Raw genomic sequence first — 20,225 nt, 5'->3', positions numbered from 1 at the left:
CGTCGACATGCGCAAGCGGCTCTCGCTGCGCAAGCAGCAGGTCGCCGTCAGCCTCCAGAAGCACGGCGCGCAGGGAGTGGTGGCCCGGATCCTGCTGGTGCTGGACGCGTCGGGGTCGATGTCGGCGCTGTACGCGCGGGGCGTGGTCGCCGACGTGGTGGAGCGGATGGCCGCCGTCGCCGCGCAGTTGGACGACGACGGCACCATGCAGGCGTGGACCTTCGCCAGCCACCCGGCCCGGCTGCCCGACCTGAGCCTGCCGGGGCTGCCGGACTGGCTGCGGCTGCACGTCCGGGCGGGCGAGCTGAGCATGGGCCTGTTCGGCCGCCGTCGCCGCAACCGCGGCCCGCAGCCGGACGGGCGGGTGGACATGAAGGCGGTCGGCATCCAGAACGAGGAGCAGAAGGTGATCGCCGAGGTGCGGGCCTTCGTCCGGGCGTTCCCCTCGCCGCTGCCCACCCTGGTGCTGTTCTTCTCCGACGGCGGCATCTACCGCAACGCCGAGATCGAGGCGGAGCTGCGGGCCGCCGTCGAGGAGCCGGTCTTCTGGCAGTTCGTCGGCCTCGGCCGCTCGAACTACGGCGTCCTGGAACGCTTCGACCAGCTGCCGGGCCGCCGGGTCGACAACGTCGGCTTCTTCTCCGTCGACGACATCAGCACCCTGCCCGACCCGGAGCTCTACGACCGGCTGCTGTCCGAGTTCCCGCAGTGGATCGCCGCCGCCCGCCGGGCCGGCATCCTGCGGGCCTGACGCCGGGTCAGCGGCCGGCGGCCGCGAGTCGGGCGGGCGGGGCGAGCGGGCTGGTGGTGCGGTCGGTGACGGAGACCACGCCGTCCACGGCGGCGCACAGTTCGCGCAGGGCCGCGGTCGGGCAGTGCGGGGCGGTGGTGCCGCTGAGGGTGACCTCGCCCTGGCTGACGTCGACGGTGATGAGGGAGGGGCTGGCGCCTTCGAGGGTGGTCAGCACGTCCTCGACGATCTCGCGGCGGATCGCGTGGTCGTCGCGGAGGAAGACCCGCAGCAGGTCGCCGCGGCTGACGGTGCCGATCAGCCGGCCGTCGGCGGGGGAGACCACGGGGAGGCGCTTGACCCGGCGGCGGGCCATCAGGCGGGCGGCGGCCACCACCGTGCTGTCGGGGGTGGTGCAGACGGCGGGCGCGGTCATCAGGTCGGCGGCGGTGGTGCCGGTGCCGCGCAGGTGCACGGGCGCGGGCAGCAGCGACGCCGGGTCGTACTGGGCGAGCTGGGTGCGCAGCAGGTCCGCCTCGGAGACCACGCCGAGCGGCCGGTGGTCGGGGCCGACCACCGGCACGGCGGTGATGTCGTACTCGGTGAGCAGGGCGACGATCTCGCGGAACCCCGTTCCGGGGCTGACGGTGACGACCTGACGGGTCATCACCGATCCGACGGTGCAGTGCCGCATCGTCCTTCGCCTCCTCGGTGCCGGGGATGCTCCCAATCTGCCGACCGGGCGGCGTCCGGCGCGAGGGCCGGAAGTCCCGGGCGGTGGGGCCGGTCGGCCGGCCGGTCGGGGCAGGGCGGCAGCAGCCGCAGCCCGGAGACCCACTCGGGGCGGATCCGGACCGACACGGCGGGCGGCCCGGTCGCCGCGCCCGGCGGCACGGCGTCCGCGTGGCCGAGGACGGTGACGGTCCAGCCGCTGCCGTCGGCCGGGTCGACCTCGTCGGCCTGGAAGGCGACCACGGCCCCGTCACGGCGCGCAGCAGCTCCTCGTCGGGCCGGTCGACCAGCACGCTGCCGTCGTCCACCAGCCGGTAGCGGACGGGCTGGACGGCGGGCAGCGCGTTGCGGGTGTAGACGAGCCGCCCCACGGCGTGACGGGCCATCAGGCGCAGGCACTGGTCCGGGTCGAGGGAGACGGCATCGGGGGAGCGGGCGGGTTCACGGCTCATGGAACGATCCTGCGCGCCCGGACGCGCGTGGCGGGAGGGCCTTTGGTCGTTCCCGGACCTGTCGAACGGGCCCGGGAACGGCGGCCCCGGGCTCACAGGATACGAACAGGTCACGGTCATTAACTGTTCATAGAACTGTTTGTGTGTTCACCGACAGGCTGTCGGTCGGCCAGCTCCCTGCTACCCGACTGGAGTCACGAGTGAGCCCCTCCTCCTCCGCGCGCCGCCGCACCCTCACCGCGGGCGCCCTCGCCGCGAGCGCCGCGCTGCTCGTCGCCGCCGTCCAGTACGACACCGCCGCGGCGGCCCCGGGCCGCGACGCCGCGATCGCCCGCGCCGAGGCCAACGTCTCCCACCACGCGGACCTGTTCGGCTTCGGCCCCGGCCAGGGCCTGAAGGTCAAGGACGTCGTCATCGACAAGGACGGCGCCCAGCACGTCCGCTTCGACCGCACCTACCTCGGACTCCCGGTGGTCGGCGGCGACCTGGTGGTCCATCAGGACGCCCGCGGCAAGCTCACCGACAGCTCCCGCGCCAAGGGCCACGACGCGGCCGTGAAGACCGTGGTGCCCGCCGTCCCCGCCCAGCACGGCGCGGCCGCCGCGCTCGGCCAGGCCCCGGCATCACCGGCGCCACCGCCACCCCCGAACTGGTCGTCTGGGCGGCCGACGGCACCCCCCGCCTCGCCTGGCAGACCACCGTCAGCGGCGAGGGCAAGCAGGGCCAGCCGGCCGGCCGGGTCGTCGTCACCGACGCCACCACCGGCGCGGCGATCGAGAGCTGGGACGCCGAGCAGTCCGCCGCCGGCACCGGCCACTCCGAGTACACCGGCGACATCCTGATCGACACCACCCAGCAGGCCGACGGCAGCTACGCGCTGATCGACCCGGTCCGCGGCCACACCACCAAGGACGCGCGCAACCTGTCCTCCAGCAGCGTCAAGGCGAGCTCCGGCACGCTGTACACCGACGCCGACAACGTCTGGGGCGACGGCCGGAAGTTCTCCACCGACCGCGCCACCGCGGCCGTCGACGCCCACGCCAACACCGCCTGGACGTACGACTACTACAAGAACACCTTCGGCCGGAACGGCATCAAGAACGACGGCAAGGGCGCCACCGTCTTCGTGCACGTCGGCACCAACTGGGACAACGCCCAGTGGTCCGACGCCTGCTTCTGCATGATGACCGGCGACGGCGACGGCACCACCGACCCCGAGCAGGTCGACCTCGACACCATGGGCCACGAGATGACCCACGGCGTCACCAGCGCCACCGCCAACCTGCGCTACAGCAGCGAGTCCGGCGGCCTCAACGAGGCCACCAGCGACATCTTCGGCACCATGGTCGAGTGGTACGCCAACAACGCGGTGGACAAGGGCGACTACCTGTTCAGCGACCAGTCCACCCCGCCGTGGCTGCGCCGCTTCGACAAGCCGTCGCTGGACGGCCGCTCCGCCGACTGCTGGAGCAAGTCGGTCGGCAAGCTGGACGTGCACTACTCCTCCGGCGTCGCCAACCACTTCTTCTACCTGGCCAGCGAGGGCAGCGGCGCGAAGACCGTCAACGGCGTCGCGTACAACAGCCCGACCTGCAACGGCTCCACCGTCACCGGCATCGGCAACCAGAAGGTCGCCGCCGTCTGGTACCGGGCGCTCACCGTCTACATGACCTCCACCACCAACTACTCCGGGGCCCGCACCGCGACCCTGAACGCCGCCCGCGACCTGTACGGCGCGAGCTCCGCCGAGTACGCGGCGATCGCCGCCGCGTGGAGCGCCGTCAGCGTCTCCTGACCGCACCACGGCAACTCCCGAACTCGCAGCGCCCCCGGCCTCCGTGTGGGCCGGGGCGCTGCCGGTTGTTAGGGTCGGCACGACGACCCCGCACGCCCCCGGGCCCGAACGAGACGGTGACGAGCACGTGAACGCCGAGAACCCGCAGTCGCCTCCGGTGGCCAGCGTGCCGCTGTACCAGCTGAAGGCGGAGTTCTTCAAAACCCTCGGACACCCGGTGCGGATCCGGGTGCTGGAACTGCTCAGCACCCGCGACCACGCCGTCGCCGAGATGCTGCCCGAGGTCGGCGTCGAACCCGCCAACCTGTCCCAGCAGCTCGCCGTGCTGCGCCGGGCCAAGCTGGTGCACGCCCGCCGCGAGGGCTCCACCGTGGTCTACACGCTCGCCAGCGCCGAGGTCGCCGACCTGCTGCGGGTGGCCCGCTCCATCATCGGCTCGCTGATCACCGACCAGGCCGGCCTGCTCGCCGACCTGCGGGCCGCCGACCGCGGCTGACCACCCGTCACCTCCCGCCCGGCCGCCCGGGCGGACACGCGCGGCCCGCCCGGCGCGGGAACCGTCCCGAGCGGCCGGTACAGTGGAGGCGTGCGACCGGCGGTGGGGCCCGCCGGACCCGAACCGCGGCGCAACCGGCCGCCAACGGTCCCTACTTGTACAGTGGCGCGCCCGGAGCTTTCGGGCGCCGTGCGAGTAGGAGACGTGTGCCCGTGGAGAGTTCGCAGCCGTCGACGGCGGTCGACCCCGTCGGCCCGACCCCGGACCGCGCCCGGCGCGGCGCGGCCCGGACCGCGAACTGGCGTCCGTGATCGCCGTGGTGGCCCTCGGCGGCATCCTCGGCGCGTGCGCCAGGTACGCCATCGCGCTGGCCCACCCGCTGCCCGCGGACGGCTTCCCCTGGCCGACGCTGCTGATCAACGTGGTGGGCTGCGCGGTCATCGGGGCGTTCATGACGGTGCTCACCGAGGTCTGGCGCGCCCACCGGCTGGTCCGGCCGTTCTTCGGCACCGGCGTGCTCGGCGGCTTCACCACCTTCTCCACCTACGCGGTCGACATCCAGCGGCTGATGCTGGCCGGCCGCGCCCCGGCGGCCCTCGGCTACCTGGCCGCCACCCTGCTCGCCGCGATGGCCGCGGTCTGGGCCGGCGCGACCGCCGCCCGCCTGGTGATCGGACGGAGGACACGATGACCGGACGCCTGGAACGGGCCCTGCGGATGACGGTGCTGGTCGGCGAGGACGAGCGCTGGCGCCACCGCCCGCTGTACGCCGAGATCGTGCACCGCGCCCACACCGCCCGGCTGGCCGGGGCGAGCGTGTTCCGCGGCATCGAGGGCTTCGGCGGCTCCGCCCTGGTGCACACCTCCCGGCTGCTGTCGGTCGGCGACGACATGCCGGTGGCGGTCGTGGTGGTGGACCGCGAGGAGCGGATCCGCTCCTTCCTGCCGCAGCTGGACGAGCTGCTGGACCGCTGCCTGGTGACGCTGGACGCGTGCGAGGTGCTGAGGCCCGCCGAAGGCCCCGGCGACGGCCTCGCCGACGGCCCCGCCGAAGGCCCCGCCGACGGCCCTGGGGAGGCGCGGTGAACTGGCTGCTGGTGATCGTCGGCGCGGCGGTCGGCGCCCCGCTGCGCTACCTGACCGACCGGGCCGTGCAGGCCCGGCACGACACCGTCTTCCCGTGGGGCACCTTCGCCGTCAACGTGTCCGGCTCGCTGGTGCTCGGACTGCTGACCGGCGCGGTCGCCGCCGGCGCCGCCTCCTCGCAGCTCCAACTGCTGGTCGGCACCGGCTTCTGCGGGGCGCTGACCACGTACTCCACCTTCTCCTACGAGACGCTGCGGTTGGCCGAGAGCGGGGCCGCCTTCTACGCCGTCATGAACGCGGCGGGCAGCGTGGCCGCCGGGCTCGGGTCGGCGTTCACCGGGTGGGCGATCGCGCAGGCGCTGTGGGTGTGAGGCCGTGGCCCGATCCGGATCGCCCGCAAGGATGATCCGCCGACCGTGACGGGCACGGACACGGCTGGTCGGCGGCATCGTCGCCGTCCGGTCGGACGTGTCCGCACCGCCGCGATCCGGACAGAATCCCGACCCGGGGCCGGATCATCTTCCCGTGGCCACGGACCGCGAGTTAGCGTGACCCTGAGTTAGTTGCCCGAGGCACTCAACTGCCCGGGTCGCGCAGTCGCAGGCCCACCGCCGACGCCACCGCCGGCCCAGCTCCGGGAAGGGAGCACCAGATGGCCACCGTTGCCGACACCTCCCCCACCAGCAACCACCCCGCCCCGCGCGGGAGCTGCCCGTTCGCCCCGCCGCCCGCCTACGAACAGGCCCGCCGCGACGAGCCGATCAGCCGCATCGCCCTCTACGACGGCAACCCCGCCTGGCTGGTCACCCGGCACGAGGACGTCCGCGCGATCCTCGCCGACAACCGGTTCAGCTCCGACCCCGCCAACCCCGGCTTCCCGTTCCTCACCGAGGCCGCCCGCCAGTTCGTCACCCTCAAACCCACCTTCATCCGGCTCGACGACCCCGAGCACGGCCGGCTGCGCCGCATGCTCACCGGCGACTTCACCATGCGCAGGACCGCCGGCCTGCGCCCCGAGATCCAGCGGATCACCGAGGACCTGATCGACCGGATGACCGACGGCCGCGAACAGGCCGACCTGGTCTCCGAGTTCGCGCTGCCGCTGCCCTCCCTGGTGATCTGCCTGCTGCTCGGCGTCCCCTACGAGGACCACGACTTCTTCCAGGAGTGCAGCCGCACCCTGCTGCACCGCGGTTCCACCACCGAGGCCGTCGTCGAGGCCAACCGCCGGCTCACCGACTACCTCGACACGCTGGCCGCGTCCAAGGCCGACCGGCCCGACGACGGCATCCTCAGCCGCCTGGTCGCCCGCGGCGAACTCGACATCGAGGACATCGGCGCGATGGGCCGGCTGCTGCTGATCGCCGGACACGAGACCACCGCCAACATGACCGCGCTGTCCGTGCTCGCCCTGCTGCGCAACCCCGAGCAGCTCGCCCACCTGCGCGCCCACCCCGAGACCATGCCCGCCGCGGTCGAGGAACTCCTGCGCTACCTCTCCATCGTGCAGACCGGCCTGGTCCGAGTCGCCGTCGCCGACGCCGAGATCGGCGGCACGAAGATCCGGGCCGGCGAGGGCGTCGTCCTCCAGATCAACACCGCCAACTGGGACGACGACCGCTACCCCGGCGCCGACACCCTCGACCTCACCCGCGACACCCGCCAGCACCTCGCCTTCGGCTTCGGCGTCCACCAGTGCCTCGGCCAGCCGCTCGCCCGGCTCGAACTCGAGATCGCCCTGGAGACCCTGCTCCGCCGGCTGCCCGACCTGCGCCTCGCCATGCCCTTCGAGGACGTCCCGTTCCGCGAGGACATGCTGATCTACGGCGTCCACGAACTCCGGGTCGCCTGGTGACCGCCGCCCCGCCGACCCGAACCGGCGCCGCCGCCCCCGTGGAAGAAGGAACCGTGACCGTCACCGTCGACCAGGACCGCTGCTGCGGCGCCGGACAGTGCGTCAGAAACGCCCCCGAGGTGTTCGACCAGCGCGACGAGGACGGCGTGGTCGTCCTGCTCGACGCCCGGCCGCCCGCCGAGCTGCGCTCCGCCGTCGAGGACGCCGTCGCCGCCTGCCCCGCCGGCGCGATCCGCCTCGCCGAGGACTGAACCCCTCCCGCTAGGCTGCCGAACCGTCCCACCCGGAACCGCGGGCGGGACGGTTCGACGCACCGAGGGGAACCCCGTGGAACTCGCCCCGCGCGGCCTGCACGACCTGCGCGGACAGGACGGCCCGCCGCTGACGATCCGTTACGCACCGCACGCCGCCGTCGTGGTGGCCGGACTGCCCGGCAGCGGCAAGAGCACCCTGCTGCACCGCTGGGACGGCCGCGCCCCCGTCCTCGACCCGCGCACCAGCCGGCTCACCGCCCAGGCCGCGATGCCCGACCGCGTCCCCTACCCCGTCTACCGGCCCGTCGTGCGCACCCTGCACCTGCTGCGCATCCGCGCCGCGCTGCGCCGCCCCGGGCCGCTGCTGGTGCACGACTGCGGCACCCGCCGCTGGATGCGCCGCGCCCTCGCGCACTGGGCCCGCCGGAACGGGCGCGAGCTGCACGTGGTGCTGCTCGCCGTCCGGCCCGAGGAGGCGCTGTCCGGGCAGCACGCCCGGGCCCGCACCGCCGCCCCGCGCACCTTCCGCCGGCACGTCCGCGGCCTGGCCGCGCTGCTGGCGGCCGTCGACCGGGACGGGCGGGCGGCGTTCCCCGGCGCGGCCTCGGTGCTGCTCGCCGACGAGGTCTCGCGGGAGCGGCTGGCCGCCGTCCGCTTCGCCGCCCCGGACGACGGTTCCGGGGCGGAGGGCGGCTGACGGCGCGTCAGTGGCCGCGGGCGATCCACTCGTCCAGGTGCGGGGCCTCCGCGCCGATCGTGGTCGAGTCACCGTGGCCGGTGCGCACCACCGTCGCCGCGGGCAGCGACAGCAGCCGCTCGCGGATCGAGTCGACGATGGTCGGGAAGTCGGAGAACGACCGCCCGGTGGCGCCCGGCCCGCCCGCGAACAGGGTGTCACCGGTGAACACGGTGTTCAGCTCCGGCCCGTACAGGCTGACCGCGCCCGGGGAGTGGCCCGGCGTGTGCAGCACCGTCAGCACGGTGCCCGCCACGGTCAGCTGCTGGCCGTCGGAGAGTTCCGCGTCCGGCTCGCGGTCCGGGTGGGTCTGCCGCCAGAGCACCTCGTCCGCCGGGTGCAGCAGGATCGGCGCGCCCGTGCGGGCCGCCAACTCCGGTGCGGCGTCGATGTGGTCGTTGTGCGCGTGGGTGGAGACGATCGCCAGCAGCGTCCGCCCCGCCACCGCCGCGGCGATCGCGTCCGCGTCGTGCGCGGCGTCGATCACCACCACCTCGCGGTCGTCGCCGACCAGCCACACGTTGTTGTCGACCTGCCAGGTGCCGCCGTCCAGGCTGAAGTCGCCCGAGGTGACCAGCTGTTCGATCCGGGCCGCCATCAGAACACCACCACCGAGCGCAGCACCTCGCCGCGGTGCATCCGGGCGAACGCCTCCTCGACGCCGTCCAGCGGGATGGTCTCGCTGACGAACGCGTCCAGGTCCAGCCGGCCCTGCAGGTACAGGTCGATCAGCATCGGGAAGTCCCGCTCCGGCAGGCAGTCGCCGTACCAGGAGGACTTCAGCGCGCCGCCGCGGCCGAACACGTCCAGCAGCGGCAGTTCGAGGGTCATCTCCGGGGTGGGCACGCCCACCAGGACGACGGTGCCCGCCAGGTCGCGGGCGTAGAACGCCTGCTTGTACGTCTCCGGGCGGCCGACCGCGTCGATCACCACGTCAGCGCCGTTGCCGCCGGTCAGCTCCCGGATCGCCTCCACCGGGTCGGTCTCCCGGGAGTTGACGGTGTGCGTCGCGCCCAGGCCGCGGGCCGTCACCAGCTTGCGGTCGTCCACGTCCACCGCGACGATCTTCGACGCGCCGGCCAGCCGGGCGCCCATCACGGCCGCGTTGCCGACACCGCCGCAGCCGATCACCGCGACGCTGTCGCCGCGGCCCACCTGGCCGGTGTTGATCGCCGCGCCCAGACCCGCCATCACACCGCAGCCCAGCAGGCCCGCCGCGGCCGGCGACGCCGCCGGGTCGACCTTGGTGCACTGGCCCGCCGCCACCAGGGTCTTCTCGGCGAACGCGCCGATCCCCAGGGCCGGCGACAACTCGGTGCCGTCCTCCAGCGTCATCTTCTGCTTCGCGTTGTGGGTGGCGAAGCAGTACTGCGGCCGGCCCCGCCGGCAGGCCCGGCAACGACCGCACACCGCACGCCAGTTCAGGATGACGAAATCACCGGGCACGACATTGTCGACGCCCTCGCCGACGGACTCCACCACGCCCGCCGCCTCGTGCCCCAGCAGGAACGGGAACTCGTCGTTGATCCCGCCCTCCCGGTAGTGCAGGTCCGTGTGGCACACGCCGCACGCCTGCACCCGCACCACCGCCTCGCCCGGCCCCGGATCGGGCACCACCACCGGCACCACCTCCACCGGTGCGCCCTTCGCCCGCGCGATCACACCCCGCACAACCTGAGCCATCACGAAACCCTTCTCCGAACCGGTGGCACCCGGACGCGGACGCGCCGGTGCCCGGACCCGTGCCCCGCCCGGACCTCACGGACCGTCGACACACGCCGGCCCGGCGGGCGTTCCCGCAGCACAGAGCCACTTTCCCGCCCCCGGACCTGCCAGCAGCGTACCCACCGCGAGCGGCAGCCGTCGGCTCGTTAGGATGCGGCGGGCCGATTCGGGACCGAGGGAGGCCGGGATGACGCAGGGCACGGAGGCCGGGGAACCCGGCGACCGGTACGTGGCGATGCTCGCCGAAGTCTCCCGCTCCGGGCGGCGACTCAGCCGGGCGGAGACCGAGTCGCTCCGCGCCCTCGGCGAACGCCTCGCCGAAACCGGCCTCGGCCTGCGGGAATTGGTGGCCCACTGCATGGGCGCCGGCCGCCGGGCCTGGCCCACCCTGCCCGGCATCGCCGGCGCCACCACCCTCGCCGAACTGCGGCAGGCCGGCGAAGCCGTGCTCGCCGCCGCCGAGACCGCGCTCGCCGCCTCGGCGACGGCCACGAACGCGCCCAGCGGCTGGCCGTGCGTCAGGAGGAGGCCGCCCGGCGCGAATTCATCGACGACCTGCTGTACGGCCGCAGCGACCCCGGCGCCCTCGCGGAGCGCGCCGAACGCTTCGGCCTGCGCCTGGCCCGCACCCACGCCGTCGCGGTCGCCGCCGGCACCCTCCCCTACGGCGACGCCGGCCCGTGGTGCGGCGGGTGGAACGGGAACTGACCGGCCGCTTCGGCGAACGCGACGTCCTGCTCGCCACCAAGGACGGGCGGCTGGTGTGCGTCGCCCCGGACAGCGAACAGGCCGTCCTCGACGCGTTCGCCCGACTCGCCCTGCACCCCGGGACCGGCTACCCCCGGCCCGGCGGGTCGCCACCGGACGGCGGCACCCCGGCGCCGGCGGCGTGGTCCGCAGCTACGAGGAGGCGCTCGACGCGCTCGACTTCGCGGAACGCCTCGACCTGCCCGCCGACCTGCTGCGGGCCGAGGAACTGCTGGTCTTCCCGGTGCTGATGCGCGACCGGGCGGCGATGGCGGACCTGGTGCGCACCGTCCTCGGCCCGCTGGCCGGCGCCCGCGGCGGGGCCGGCCCGCTGCTCGACACCATCGCCGTGCAGGCCGAGGCCGGCTACGTCAACGCGGAGGCCGCCCGCCGGCTCGGCATCAGCGTGCGCACGCTCGGCTACCGCACGGAGCGGATCAAGGCGCTCACCGGCTACGACCTCGCGGACGCGCTGCACCGCTACACCCTGGAGACCGCGGCGATGGGCGCCCGCCTGCTGGGCTGGCCGCAGCAGCCGATCTGAGCCCGCGGGCGGCCCGGACCGGGCGGCTGCTGCGCGAATCGGGCGGCTGCTGCCCGGATCGGGCGTCAACGGGCCGTCAAGACTGCCGGATCCTGGCAATGTGCGGACCGGCCCCCGGCTGACACGATCTTCCTGTCGCCGGGAGACCGGTCCGACAGGGCCGGCGGGAGCGGGGGGAACCGTCCCGGTGGCCCGGGAGTCGACGTCCCGCACAGGGGGTACGGGAGTCGGCGCCCGAGGGGGGAGAGGTGCCGCCTTTTTCGGACGGGGCCGAGCGGGGAAGACGCGGGGGCACACCCGTGACGACCCCGTTCGAGGAAGGCGGCGAACCCCTCCCATGAGCAGCCGACTGACCGCCCGCGAGCAGAGCCTCCTCGCGGACATCGAACACCACCTGCGCCGGGAAGAGCCCGCGCTCGACCGGCGGCTCGCCCGTGCCCCCGGCCCCGCCGCCCGGCTCACGCACCGGCCCCGGCTGCTCGCCGCGGTGATCGCCGTGCTCAGCGTGCTCACCGCCGCGGGCTCCCTGTGGGCGGGCGCCGGCGGCCGGCCCGGCGGCGGCCCTGCTCGCCGCCGGAGTGTCGGCGCTGCTCTGCGGCCTCGCCCTGCTCCGGCTGGCCGCCCTGCACGCAGGCTGACCACGGGGCCGGGCGGGATCCGGCCCCGCCGCCCGGCTCACGCATTGGCCCCGGCTGCTTGCCGCACCGGGCGAAAGACCGAGTGCATCCAGTACGAGGCCTTCCGACCGGCACGCCGAGAGCACGCACCGGACACCGCGGGCCTGCGACGCGGGTTCGAAGACGGGCCTAGAACGAGTCGCCGAGCGGGCCGCCGCCGCCGCGGTGGGTCTGGTGGAGGCCGGCGGTGTGGCGGCCGGTGTGGAAGGCGGGCGCGTTCCTGATCTCCTGCCGGGTGCGGTTCACCCAGACCGTCCGGTGGGCCGGGTCGATCCGCTCGACGGTGCCCGCCGGGATCAGCACCTCGTGGCCGAAGATCCACGGGCCGGTGTCGACCACCAGGTGCGAGGGGTCGACCTCCGCGGTGTGCCGGTCGACCTTGCCGATCCGACCGTCCTCGGCCTGCACCCGATAGCCCGTCAGGTCCGCGCCGGCGACGTTGCGTTCCTGTTCGATGCTCACGACTTCCTCCTCGTCGTAGGGACTTCATCCGTCCGCCTGCCCCCGTCGCGGGCCGGCATGCGTGCCGGCCCGGAGCACGGGGGAGCGGCGTGGCGGCCCAGTCGCAGCGCGCGTTCGAGTTCCTCGATGCGTTCCGCGACCTCGCCCGGCGCCGGTCGGACCGGCCCGGCCGGGCGGGCCAGCACCAGGGCCGCGACCGCCCGGCGCAGCAGCAGGAGCGGCACGGCGGCCGGCCACAGCGCGCCCGCGCACAGTGCGACGGCCTCGGTCTGCTGGCGCTCCTGCCGTTCGAACGCGCCGACGGTGTGCGCGCCGCCGGAGCCGGTGCGGCCCTCCAGGTACGCGGCCCGGCCGCGCAGGAACACCGAACGGGCCGTCAGGAACGCGACCAGCGCGTAGCCGACGAGCACACCCAGACACAGCACAACCGTCACGGCGGATCGCCTCCTCGCTCGAACCGGGCCGCTGCTCGCCGGGCCCGGCACCCGTATGCCCCGATCCGTCCGCTTCACCGCCCGGTCCCGGCGCCCGCTTCACGGCCAGGTCCACGGCCCGCTTCACGGCTGATGACCTGAGGGGCCGTCAAGGTGACGGCCCGCGAGCCGTTCGAACGGGTGGTACCCGAGCTGCCATGGTGGGTGGCGGGCGCCTCCGACGCACCCGACCATCCGTCACCTCCTGCCCCGCGCGTGCCGAGCGCTCCCCGGGCCCGTGCGGCACTCCCCGACCGCGGACGAGAGGACATCGCAGCGATGACCGACGAGATCACCCACGCCCGGATCCACCCCGCCATCGGCGTGGCCCGGCTCGGCAACAGCACCCGCGAGGACGGCTGGTTCCTCGGCCCCGAGACGCCCGACCCGGAGCCCGCGCCGGTCGGCTTCTACAAGGACGACACCGGCGCGATCCGCCGCCAGGCCGTCCGCTTCCGGCTGTACGGCTGCACCGCCGACGACCGGGTGGTGCGGGAACTCACCACCGACGAGGCCGGGGTGGCGATCGAGTGGGCCGTGCACGTGGCCAACTCGAAGGCCGCCTGGTACAACTTCGACCTCGCCCTCGACATCCCCGACATGCAGGGCAAGGCGTCCGCCCGCCGCAACGGCACGGTCGCCGACGCGGACCGCCCGACGCTGGTCGTCGACCCGGGCCGCAAGACCCTGCGGGCCGGGGCCGGGGGCCACGTCGAGTTCACCGGCGGCAGCTTCCAGGGCGTGCCCGTCCCGCTCGGCCGGATGCACACCGACGAGCAGGGCCGGCTGGTCGTCCTCGGCGGCACCGGCACCTCCGGCTCGCCCGGCGGCGCCCCGCTCAAGTCCTACGGCAACAACGACGGCTGGTACGACGACACCTCCGACGGCCCGGTCACCGCCACCCTCACCCTCGGCGGCCGGGAGATCCCGGTCCACGGCGCCTGGGTGGTGGTCGCCCCGCCGAACTTCGCCCCCGAGGTGAAGGCCGTCCGCACCCTGTGGGACCTGCTGTACGACCTGTTCCGGCCGGCCGACGGCGCCCTCGACGTCAGCTTCGCCCGCGACATCGAGCCGCTGCTGCGGCGGTTCTGCGAACTCCAGTGGGTCAACAAGGGCTACGCCACCCACCACGGCTTCGGCGGCCCCGAGGACTTCCTCGCCCCCGAGCTGCTCAGGCGCCTGGCCAGCCCCGCCGAACGGAACCGGGAACTGCGCCACCAGGTGCTCACCGCGATGCGCGACCACACCCGCGACGGCATCTCCCCGGTGCCGTGGCCGTGGATCTACGGCGACGCGATGGCCAGCCGGCCGCGCTCCCCGCTCCAGTACCTGGCGCTGTCCGACACCCAGATCGCCCAGCTGATCGCCTGGTCCAAGGGCGAGTTCGGCACCGAGCCCTGGCCCGGCTTCCCGCGCCGCATCGAGGACGCCCCGGTCGCCGACCAGCCCGGCCTGCTCGACCGCGCCGCCCTCGACTTCTGCCTCGCCGACGCCTTCCACCCCGGCTGCGAGGTCACCTGGCCGATCCGGCACACCACCATGTACGAGGAGCCGTACCGGATCCTGCACCGGCCCGAGGGCGAGCAGGAACCGGACTACGGACCGCAGTTGAGCGCCGAACGCGCCCTCGGCCCGGACGGCCCGCTGCACGCCCAGGGCCCCGGCGACCTCACCCGCTGGATGGCCGTCCCCTGGCAGACCGACACCGCCAGCTGCCGGGCCGGCTACGAGATCAAGGTGCTGCCGCCCGACCGCTACGACCCGTACGTGCCGACCTTCTGGCCCGCCCGCGTCCCCAACCACGTGCTCACCGAGGACGACTTCCGGATCGTCAACAAGGAGGGCGGGCAGGGGAGTTCGGAGGAGGAACGGGAGGACGCGTTCGCCCGGCGGGCGTCCTGGCTGCGCGGCCTGAAGGGCGACTACCCGACGCAGCTCGCCCACGCCGTCAAGGAGTGGTACCACTTCGGCATCGTCGAGCCCCGCGCGTACACCGTCGGCGACGGCAAGTACCCGCCGGTGCTCCAGGTCGAGTCCGTGCCCGGCTTCGACCTGGAGGGCGTCCCGCTCGAACGCAACCTGGTCACCGTGCACGTCCCCGAACGCGCCGCGCTGGACGCCGCCGCCGTCGGCGGACTCCTCGACGCCGCCGCCGAACGCACCGGCCACGACACCGAGAAGATCACCGTCGGCTACATCGACAAGCTCGACCCGTTCGGCGAGGACGCCGCGAACGGCGGCGGCGCCAGGCCCGCGACCCCGCAGCCGTGACCCGGTACGACGTGGTGGTGGCCGGCGGCGGACCGGCCGGGGCCGCCGCCGCGCTGGCCCTGGCCCGGGCCGGGCGCAGCGTCCTGCTCGCCGACCCCGGGCGCGGGCCGCCCCCGTCGGCGAGGCGCTGCCCGCGGCGGCCCGGGTCCTGCTCGGCGACCTCGGCGCGGGCGGCGTGCTGACGGGCGGTCACCTGCCCTGCCCCGCCAACCGCTCGGCCTGGGGCGGGCCCGTGCCCGCCTGCACCGACAGCCTCTTCGACCCGCACGGCCACGGCTGGCACCTGGACCGCCCGCTGTTCGACCGTCGACTGCGCGAGCACGCCCGCGCCCAGGGAGCGCAGCTGTGCACCGCCGCCGTCCGGCCGAACGCCCTTGGCAACGACGGCAGTTGGACGGTCGAGCTGCGCGGGGCCGGGGCCGTCGCCCGCTGCCGCTGGCTGATCGACGCGACCGGGCGGCGGGCCGCGATCGCCACCGCGAGCGGGGCCCGGCGCCGCACCCGCGACCGGCTGGTCGCGCTGCACCTCACCCTCGGCCCGGCCGACACCGCCGACGCCACCACCACCGTCGAAGCCGCCCCCGACGGCTGGTGGTACACCGCCCCGCTCCCCACCGGACACCGCCTCCTCGCCTGGTACACCGACGCCGACCTCCCCGCCGCCGACCCCGCCGACTTCACCGCCCGACTCGCCGCCACCGACCACATCACCCCCCTGACCTCCCGTCACCCCTGGCCCCTCGGCGCCACCCCCGCCGCGCCCCGCCCACACCGCCCACCTCGACCCCGTCACCGGCCCCGGCTGGACCGCCGCCGGGGACGCCGCCGCGGCCTACGACCCGCTCTCCTCGCAGGGCATCCTCACCGCCCTCTACACCGGCCTCGCCGCCGGCCGCGCCGTCCACGCCCACCTGGCCGGCGACCGGACCGCCCTCCCGGCCTACCGCGCCGACCTCGCCGCCATCCGCGCGGCCTACCTGCGCAACCACCGCGCCCACTACGCCGCTGAACAGCGCTGGCCCGAGCGGCCGTTCTGGCAGCGCCGCCACGAGCGGTCGAGCACCTGGCCGTTCCCGCCGGCCGGTGTCGCTGCTGATCGCCCGCCTGCGGGGTCGCCGTGAGCACGACTACGCCACAACCGGTAGCCGAGGCTCCGTCGGGTGGCGCGAAGGGCCGCCGTGCGAACGGCTGCGGGCGGTAGCCGGACGTACGGGTTCGGGTCAGGGTGCTGGGCCGCGGGGCGGCGGGCTGCCTAGCATGTGGGGCCACCGGGGTCGCCGTGCCGTGTCGCAGGCGCCCGGGCTCTCCCTCCCGTACCGCAGAACGGTCACAACTGTCCTCTCCTTCCAGGAGGTTGATCGTCCATGCACGCGAGATTCGAGGTATCGCCCGCCCGGCCCGTCCGGGCGGTCCTGGCGGTGCTGGCTCTGCTGGCGGCTCTGCTGGCCGCGGCCGTTCCGGCGGCCGGGCCCGCGCACGCCGCCGTCCCGGACCGGTGGGGCTTCGCCTACCTGGACAACCCGACGCCGCCGCCGTCCTACGTGCCCGACCCCTCGCGCCAGTGGGGGAGCTGGGCGTCCCCGGCGAGCAATCCGGTCAAGGTCGACCAGACCGGTCTCGGCGCGTACGTGGTGCACTTCCCGCTGATCGCCGGGCCCGGCGGCGTCGCCCACGTCACCGCCGTGAACCGGACCGGCACCTGGTGCCAGTTGGCCGGCTGGGGCACCGTCGGCACCGGGCTCGACGTGAAGGTGGCCTGCTACCGGCCGACCGGCGCGCCCGACAACTCGCCGTTCACCGTGCTGTACTCCAGCAGCAGCGGCACCCCCGTGCCGCCCGGCGGCGACTACGGCTACCTCGACTCCACGCCGGGCGGTGCGCTGATCAGCCAGTACAACTCCTCCGGCGGCAGCAACCTCTCCAGCCACGGGTCCACCGGCATCTGGAAGGCCTGGCTGCCCGGCGTCGGCGCCTCCACGAACGTCGGCAACGTCGAGGTGACCGCCGTCGACCCGTCCCAGGGCGCCCGCTGCAAGGTCGCCGACTGGTACCCGTCGAGCACCGGCCAGACCTTCCTGGTCGCCTGCTTCGACGCCACGAACGCGCCCTACGACACCGAGTGGACGCTCAGCTACTCGGTCAAGCGCGCCGTGCACGGCCCGGCGATCCCGCCGAAGTCCTTCGGCTACCTCTGGTACAACGGCTCGGTGCCGCCCGGCACCAACTTCAACTCGGTGGCCGGCAGCAACGCGCTGGCCGTCGGCGTCCCGTCCACCGTGACCCTGCCGTCGATCGCCGTGCCGTCCGACCACGCGCAGGTCACCGCGTACGGCAGCGGACCGGGCTGGTGCCAGCTGGCGCTGCCCTGGGCGCGCACCTCCGGCAACGTGCAGCTGTACTCGATCTGCTTCAACCCCGGCGGGGCGCCCACGGCCGCGCCCTTCCTCACCGCGTACACCTCCGCGTTCTGACCGCGGCCCGCCCCGCCCCCGGCGAACGGGGGCGGGGCGGCGGCGTGCTCGGCCCTCCGCGGAGGCGCGGGCTCAGCCCTCGGCGGCGGCCCGCTCGGCGGCCGGGCGGCGCAGGAGCGCCGGGGCGAGCGCGGGGGAGGTCCACGCGCCGTCCGGGTGGTACAGGTTGGTGCCGGGCGGGACGATCGCGTCGATCCGGTCCAGCGTCGCGTCGTCCAGCACCAGTGAGGCGCCCTTGAGCAGACCGGTCAGCTGCTCGACCGTGCGCGGGCCGATGATCACCGAGGTGACCGCCGGGTGCGCCAGCGGGAACGCCACCGCGAGCTCCGGCAGCGAGCAGCCCAACTCCTCGGCGAGCTCCACCAGTTGCTCCACCGCCTCCAGCTTGCGGAGGGTCACCGGCAGCGCCGGGTCGAACCGGTGCGGGTGCAGCGCGGCCCGCCCCGAGGACAGGTCGATCGCCCCGCCCTTGCGGTAGCGCCCCGTCAGGAAGCCGGAGGCCAGCGGACTCCAGGTCAGCACCCCCATGCCGTAGCGCCGTGCCACCGGCAGCACCGAGGACTCGATGCCGCGCGCCAGCAGCGAGTACGGCGGCTGCTCGGTCCGGAACCGCGGTAGCGCCCGCCGCTCCGCCACCCAGTGCGCCTCGACGATCTCCTCCGCCGGGAACGTCGAGCACCCGAAGGCCCGGATCTTCCCCTGCCGGACCAGATCGCCCAGCACCGCCAAGGTCTCCTCGACGTCCGTCCGGTGGTCCGGCCGGTGCACCTGGTACAGGTCGATCCAGTCGGTCCGCAGCCGCCGCAGGCTGTCCTCCACCGCGCGCACGATCCACCGCCGGGAGTTCCCGCCCCGGTTCGGCCCGGCGCCCATCGGGAAGTGCACCTTGGTGGCCAGCACCACGTCGTCCCGCCGGCCCTGCAACGCCTTGCCGACGATCTCCTCCGACTCGCCGGCCGAGTACATGTCCGCCGTGTCGACGAAGTTGATCCCGTGCTCCAGCGCCGTGTGCACCAGCCGGATGCCCTCCTGGTGGTCCGGGTTGCCCACCGACCCCAGCATCATCGTGCCCAGGCAGTGCGCACTCACCTCGATGCCGGTGCCCCCGAGAGTGCGGTAACGCATGGTCAATCCCCTTAGATCCGTCGGTCGTTGTGCGGCGCGCCGACGGCCACTGTACGAAGTAGAGTCCGCTCTAGATCAACTCCTATGCTGATCCGATGGACGACACCCCGCCCGCCCCTGCCCCCGCCACCGGCCTGACCATCGGCCAGGTCGCCGAACGCACCGGCCTGAGCGTGCACGCCCTGCGCTTCTACGAGCGGGAGGGGATCCTCGCCGAACCCGTGCGGCGCACGGCCGGCGGCGGGCGCCGCTACACCGAGAGCGACGTCGAGTGGCTCAACCTGTGCATCGTGCTGCGCGCCTCCGGCATGCCGATCCCCGACATCCGCCGCTACACCGAACTCGTCCGCGCCGGCGTCGGCACCGAACCCGACCGGCTCGCCCTGCTGCGCGCCCACGAGACCCGCGTCCTCGGCCGGCTCGCCGAGCTGCAACGCTCGCTGGACATCGTCCAGTACAAGGTCGCGGTCTACGAGGACCACCTGGAACAGCACCCGGCCCCCTGCTGAGCGGCGGGCCCCGGGCCGGCCGCCTGCCCGGGAACGCGGAAGGGCCCGCCCCGCGCGAACGCGGGGCGGGCCCTTCGTGCACTCCTGCGGGCGGCAGGTGTCAGAAAGCGATCGGACGGATGTTCTCCGCCTGCAGGCCCTTCTGGCCCTGCGTGACGTCGAACTCGACCTTCTGGCCCTCGAGCAGCTCACGGAAGCCGGTGGAGTTGATGTTCGAGAAGTGGGCGAACACGTCCGCGCCGCCATCCTCCTGGGCGATGAAGCCGAAGCCCTTTTCCGAGTTGAACCACTTGACGGTGCCAAAAGCCATGAAAAATCTCCTTCGAAGGCGCCGAGACCCGCACCTCGCGGGCTCGCTGTCGCCGCACTGATGGCCCGCCGGAATTACACGGCAAAAAAACAGCGCCCGCGGAAGAACCAGCAGGCGCACACAGAAACCATGGGAACCACAACTGCAACACCCCCGACCGTAACAGGTTCGCGGCCCGAACGGGAGCACCGCCCCGGCTTGTGAAGGTTTGGAGTGCGAAGCGCTGGACGGCGCGCGGCGGGGTAGCCGCCCGCAGCCACCGAGAAACCCCACGGCTGCCCGCCGCACCGCCGAGCCCGAAGGAGAGCGCCCCGCATGGCCGTCTCAGCCGCCTGGACCACCCGGGTCACCCTGCCGCACAGCCCCTACCCCGAGACCGCCGTCGAGGCCCGGCTGCGCTTCGACTCCACCGAGCCCTACGCCGTCTGCCTGGTCTTCCCGCCGCTGCGCGCCGAGGACGAGCCCGTCGAGTGGTGGTTCGCCCGCGAGCTGCTCAACGAGGGCCGGCACGCCCCGGTCGGCCAGGGCGACGTCATCGTCGCGCCCGGCCCGGACGCCACCGTGCACGTCACGCTGCGCAGCCGCACCGGACAGGCCGTGATCAGCATCCCCGGCGACGCCGTCACCGGATTCCTGCTGGACTCCTTCGCGCTCATCCCGGCCGGCAGCGAGAGCGAGCACCTCGACCTGGACGCCGAACTCGCCCGCCTCTGCGCCTGAGCCCCGCCATCGGGCCGGTCCGCGGCGCATGCCCCGCAGGTCGCCGGGTAGGCGA

General features: G+C 74.3%; 25 protein-coding genes and 1 pseudogene. 18 read left to right on the top strand and 8 right to left on the bottom strand.

Features of this window, described 5'->3' with window-relative positions; genetic code table 11:
* Positions 1-751: vWA domain-containing protein (locus KCH_RS02810; RefSeq protein ID WP_035858620.1), on the top strand; the 751-nt coding region annotated here is incomplete at its 5' end.
* Between the two features lie 7 nt (positions 752-758).
* Here KCH_RS02810 and KCH_RS02805 read toward each other — a convergent pair.
* Positions 759-1,424 carry a CBS domain-containing protein gene (locus KCH_RS02805; RefSeq protein ID WP_051652667.1) on the bottom strand — a complete coding sequence of 222 codons (666 nt, stop codon included), beginning with the start codon at positions 1,422-1,424 and terminating at the stop codon, positions 759-761.
* Positions 1,397-1,705 carry a hypothetical protein gene (locus tag KCH_RS46420; RefSeq protein WP_051652666.1) on the bottom strand — a complete coding sequence of 103 codons (309 nt, stop codon included), beginning with the start codon at positions 1,703-1,705 and terminating at the stop codon, positions 1,397-1,399. The genes KCH_RS02805 and KCH_RS46420 overlap by 28 nt, the downstream gene beginning before the upstream one ends.
* Before the next feature lie 409 nt (positions 1,706-2,114).
* Here KCH_RS46420 and KCH_RS46415 point away from each other — a divergent pair, with 409 nt between their 5' ends.
* From KCH_RS46415 to KCH_RS02760, 9 genes are all read left to right on the top strand, one after another.
* A complete protein-coding gene (locus tag KCH_RS46415; RefSeq protein WP_341865470.1) occupies positions 2,115-2,756 on the top strand; it encodes a hypothetical protein in 642 nt (213 codons plus the stop codon).
* The gene (locus KCH_RS46410) at positions 2,687-3,709 is read left to right on the top strand and encodes a M4 family metallopeptidase (RefSeq protein WP_341865469.1); all 1,023 of its coding nucleotides are present in this window, start codon (positions 2,687-2,689) and stop codon (positions 3,707-3,709) included. Before KCH_RS46415 ends, KCH_RS46410 begins: the two co-directional genes overlap by 70 nt.
* A gap of 127 nt (positions 3,710-3,836) precedes the next feature.
* The gene (locus tag KCH_RS02790) at positions 3,837-4,205 is read left to right on the top strand and encodes an ArsR/SmtB family transcription factor (RefSeq protein ID WP_084223148.1); all 369 of its coding nucleotides are present in this window, start codon (positions 3,837-3,839) and stop codon (positions 4,203-4,205) included.
* Positions 4,206-4,512: 307 nt separating this feature from the next.
* Positions 4,513-4,896 carry a fluoride efflux transporter CrcB gene (crcB, locus tag KCH_RS02785; RefSeq protein WP_035858618.1) on the top strand — a complete coding sequence of 128 codons (384 nt, stop codon included), beginning with the start codon at positions 4,513-4,515 and terminating at the stop codon, positions 4,894-4,896.
* Positions 4,893-5,291 carry a DUF190 domain-containing protein gene (locus KCH_RS02780; protein WP_035858616.1) on the top strand — a complete coding sequence of 133 codons (399 nt, stop codon included), beginning with the start codon at positions 4,893-4,895 and terminating at the stop codon, positions 5,289-5,291. Before crcB (KCH_RS02785) ends, KCH_RS02780 begins: the two co-directional genes overlap by 4 nt.
* Positions 5,288-5,662: a fluoride efflux transporter CrcB gene (gene crcB, locus KCH_RS02775; protein ID WP_035858615.1), complete on the top strand. Its 375-nt coding sequence runs from the start codon at positions 5,288-5,290 to the stop codon at positions 5,660-5,662. The genes KCH_RS02780 and crcB (KCH_RS02775) overlap by 4 nt, the downstream gene beginning before the upstream one ends.
* Before the next feature lie 281 nt (positions 5,663-5,943).
* Positions 5,944-7,146 carry a cytochrome P450 gene (locus KCH_RS02770; RefSeq protein WP_035858613.1) on the top strand — a complete coding sequence of 401 codons (1,203 nt, stop codon included), beginning with the start codon at positions 5,944-5,946 and terminating at the stop codon, positions 7,144-7,146.
* A gap of 53 nt (positions 7,147-7,199) precedes the next feature.
* Positions 7,200-7,397 (top strand): ferredoxin, encoded by a 198-nt coding sequence (locus KCH_RS02765; protein WP_035870564.1) that lies wholly within the window; start codon positions 7,200-7,202, stop codon positions 7,395-7,397.
* A gap of 76 nt (positions 7,398-7,473) precedes the next feature.
* On the top strand, positions 7,474-8,097 hold the full coding sequence (locus KCH_RS02760; RefSeq protein WP_084223145.1) for an AAA family ATPase: 624 nt from the start codon (positions 7,474-7,476) through the stop codon (positions 8,095-8,097).
* Positions 8,098-8,104: 7 nt separating this feature from the next.
* On the opposite strand, the gene KCH_RS02755 is transcribed toward KCH_RS02760, so the two are convergent.
* Positions 8,105-8,734 carry an MBL fold metallo-hydrolase gene (locus KCH_RS02755; protein ID WP_035858612.1) on the bottom strand — a complete coding sequence of 210 codons (630 nt, stop codon included), beginning with the start codon at positions 8,732-8,734 and terminating at the stop codon, positions 8,105-8,107.
* Positions 8,734-9,819 carry an S-(hydroxymethyl)mycothiol dehydrogenase gene (locus tag KCH_RS02750; RefSeq protein WP_035858606.1) on the bottom strand — a complete coding sequence of 362 codons (1,086 nt, stop codon included), beginning with the start codon at positions 9,817-9,819 and terminating at the stop codon, positions 8,734-8,736. The genes KCH_RS02755 and KCH_RS02750 overlap by 1 nt, the downstream gene beginning before the upstream one ends.
* Positions 9,820-10,048: 229 nt before the next feature.
* On the opposite strand from KCH_RS02750, the pseudogene KCH_RS02745 reads away from it, so the two are divergent.
* Positions 10,049-11,152 (top strand): annotated as a pseudogene (locus tag KCH_RS02745) (PucR family transcriptional regulator).
* Between the two features lie 337 nt (positions 11,153-11,489).
* Positions 11,490-12,053, top strand: a complete 564-nt coding sequence (locus tag KCH_RS47000) for a DUF3040 domain-containing protein (protein ID WP_084223143.1) — start codon at positions 11,490-11,492, stop codon at positions 12,051-12,053.
* On the opposite strand, the gene KCH_RS02740 is transcribed toward KCH_RS47000, so the two are convergent.
* Complete coding sequence (locus KCH_RS02740; RefSeq protein ID WP_035858604.1) at positions 11,959-12,291, bottom strand: PRC-barrel domain-containing protein; 333 nt, start codon at positions 12,289-12,291, stop codon at positions 11,959-11,961. The two genes, KCH_RS47000 and KCH_RS02740, sit on opposite strands and share 95 nt — an antisense overlap.
* A complete protein-coding gene (locus KCH_RS02735; protein ID WP_157031855.1) occupies positions 12,288-12,725 on the bottom strand; it encodes a hypothetical protein in 438 nt (145 codons plus the stop codon). The genes KCH_RS02740 and KCH_RS02735 overlap by 4 nt, the downstream gene beginning before the upstream one ends.
* Positions 12,726-13,043: 318 nt before the next feature.
* Here KCH_RS02735 and KCH_RS43815 point away from each other — a divergent pair, with 318 nt between their 5' ends.
* From KCH_RS43815 to KCH_RS02720, 4 genes are all read left to right on the top strand, one after another.
* The gene (locus KCH_RS43815; RefSeq protein WP_035858601.1) at positions 13,044-15,035 is read left to right on the top strand and encodes a LodA/GoxA family CTQ-dependent oxidase; all 1,992 of its coding nucleotides are present in this window, start codon (positions 13,044-13,046) and stop codon (positions 15,033-15,035) included.
* Positions 15,032-15,217: an FAD-dependent oxidoreductase gene (locus KCH_RS43810; RefSeq protein WP_063750104.1), complete on the top strand. Its 186-nt coding sequence runs from the start codon at positions 15,032-15,034 to the stop codon at positions 15,215-15,217. Before KCH_RS43815 ends, KCH_RS43810 begins: the two co-directional genes overlap by 4 nt.
* Positions 15,211-16,044, top strand: coding sequence for an NAD(P)/FAD-dependent oxidoreductase (locus tag KCH_RS45805; protein WP_341865333.1), 834 nt, complete (start codon positions 15,211-15,213; stop codon positions 16,042-16,044). Before KCH_RS43810 ends, KCH_RS45805 begins: the two co-directional genes overlap by 7 nt.
* Positions 16,045-16,399: 355 nt before the next feature.
* A complete protein-coding gene (locus KCH_RS02720; RefSeq protein WP_035858600.1) occupies positions 16,400-17,506 on the top strand; it encodes a hypothetical protein in 1,107 nt (368 codons plus the stop codon).
* A 72-nt stretch (positions 17,507-17,578) separates the two neighbouring features.
* On the opposite strand, the gene KCH_RS02715 is transcribed toward KCH_RS02720, so the two are convergent.
* Entirely contained in the window at positions 17,579-18,631 is a 1,053-nt protein-coding gene (locus tag KCH_RS02715; RefSeq protein WP_035858598.1) for an aldo/keto reductase, read from the bottom strand.
* 95 nt (positions 18,632-18,726) lie between these two features.
* Here KCH_RS02715 and KCH_RS02710 point away from each other — a divergent pair, with 95 nt between their 5' ends.
* Positions 18,727-19,140, top strand: a complete 414-nt coding sequence (locus KCH_RS02710; protein ID WP_035858596.1) for a MerR family transcriptional regulator — start codon at positions 18,727-18,729, stop codon at positions 19,138-19,140.
* A gap of 100 nt (positions 19,141-19,240) precedes the next feature.
* Here the strand turns inward: KCH_RS02710 and KCH_RS02705 are convergent, their stop codons facing one another.
* Complete coding sequence (locus KCH_RS02705; protein ID WP_035858588.1) at positions 19,241-19,450, bottom strand: cold-shock protein; 210 nt, start codon at positions 19,448-19,450, stop codon at positions 19,241-19,243.
* 315 nt (positions 19,451-19,765) lie between these two features.
* On the opposite strand from KCH_RS02705, the gene KCH_RS02700 reads away from it, so the two are divergent.
* Positions 19,766-20,170, top strand: coding sequence for an SsgA family sporulation/cell division regulator (locus tag KCH_RS02700; protein WP_035858587.1), 405 nt, complete (start codon positions 19,766-19,768; stop codon positions 20,168-20,170).
* The last annotated feature ends 55 nt before the right edge of the window (positions 20,171-20,225 follow it).

The sequence above is a fragment of the Kitasatospora cheerisanensis KCTC 2395 genome, assembly GCF_000696185.1.
Classification (GTDB): Bacteria; Actinomycetota; Actinomycetes; order Streptomycetales; family Streptomycetaceae; genus Kitasatospora; species Kitasatospora cheerisanensis.
This window is presented reverse-complemented; position numbering and strand designations above follow the sequence as displayed.

Coding starts and splice junctions, on each gene's coding strand:
- KCH_RS02715 (WP_035858598.1), bottom strand. CDS start 18,631: ATGCGTTACCGCACTCTCGGGGGCACCGGCATCGAGGTGAGTGCGCAC.
- KCH_RS02755 (WP_035858612.1), bottom strand. CDS start 8,734: ATGGCGGCCCGGATCGAACAGCTGGTCACCTCGGGCGACTTCAGCCTG.
- KCH_RS02780 (WP_035858616.1), top strand. CDS start 4,893: ATGACCGGACGCCTGGAACGGGCCCTGCGGATGACGGTGCTGGTCGGC.
- KCH_RS47000 (WP_084223143.1), top strand. CDS start 11,490: ATGAGCAGCCGACTGACCGCCCGCGAGCAGAGCCTCCTCGCGGACATC.
- KCH_RS02805 (WP_051652667.1), bottom strand. CDS start 1,424: ATGCGGCACTGCACCGTCGGATCGGTGATGACCCGTCAGGTCGTCACC.
- KCH_RS02705 (WP_035858588.1), bottom strand. CDS start 19,450: ATGGCTTTTGGCACCGTCAAGTGGTTCAACTCGGAAAAGGGCTTCGGC.
- KCH_RS02750 (WP_035858606.1), bottom strand. CDS start 9,819: ATGGCTCAGGTTGTGCGGGGTGTGATCGCGCGGGCGAAGGGCGCACCG.
- KCH_RS02710 (WP_035858596.1), top strand. CDS start 18,727: ATGGACGACACCCCGCCCGCCCCTGCCCCCGCCACCGGCCTGACCATC.
- KCH_RS43815 (WP_035858601.1), top strand. CDS start 13,044: ATGACCGACGAGATCACCCACGCCCGGATCCACCCCGCCATCGGCGTG.
- KCH_RS02700 (WP_035858587.1), top strand. CDS start 19,766: ATGGCCGTCTCAGCCGCCTGGACCACCCGGGTCACCCTGCCGCACAGC.
- KCH_RS02770 (WP_035858613.1), top strand. CDS start 5,944: ATGGCCACCGTTGCCGACACCTCCCCCACCAGCAACCACCCCGCCCCG.
- KCH_RS02720 (WP_035858600.1), top strand. CDS start 16,400: ATGCACGCGAGATTCGAGGTATCGCCCGCCCGGCCCGTCCGGGCGGTC.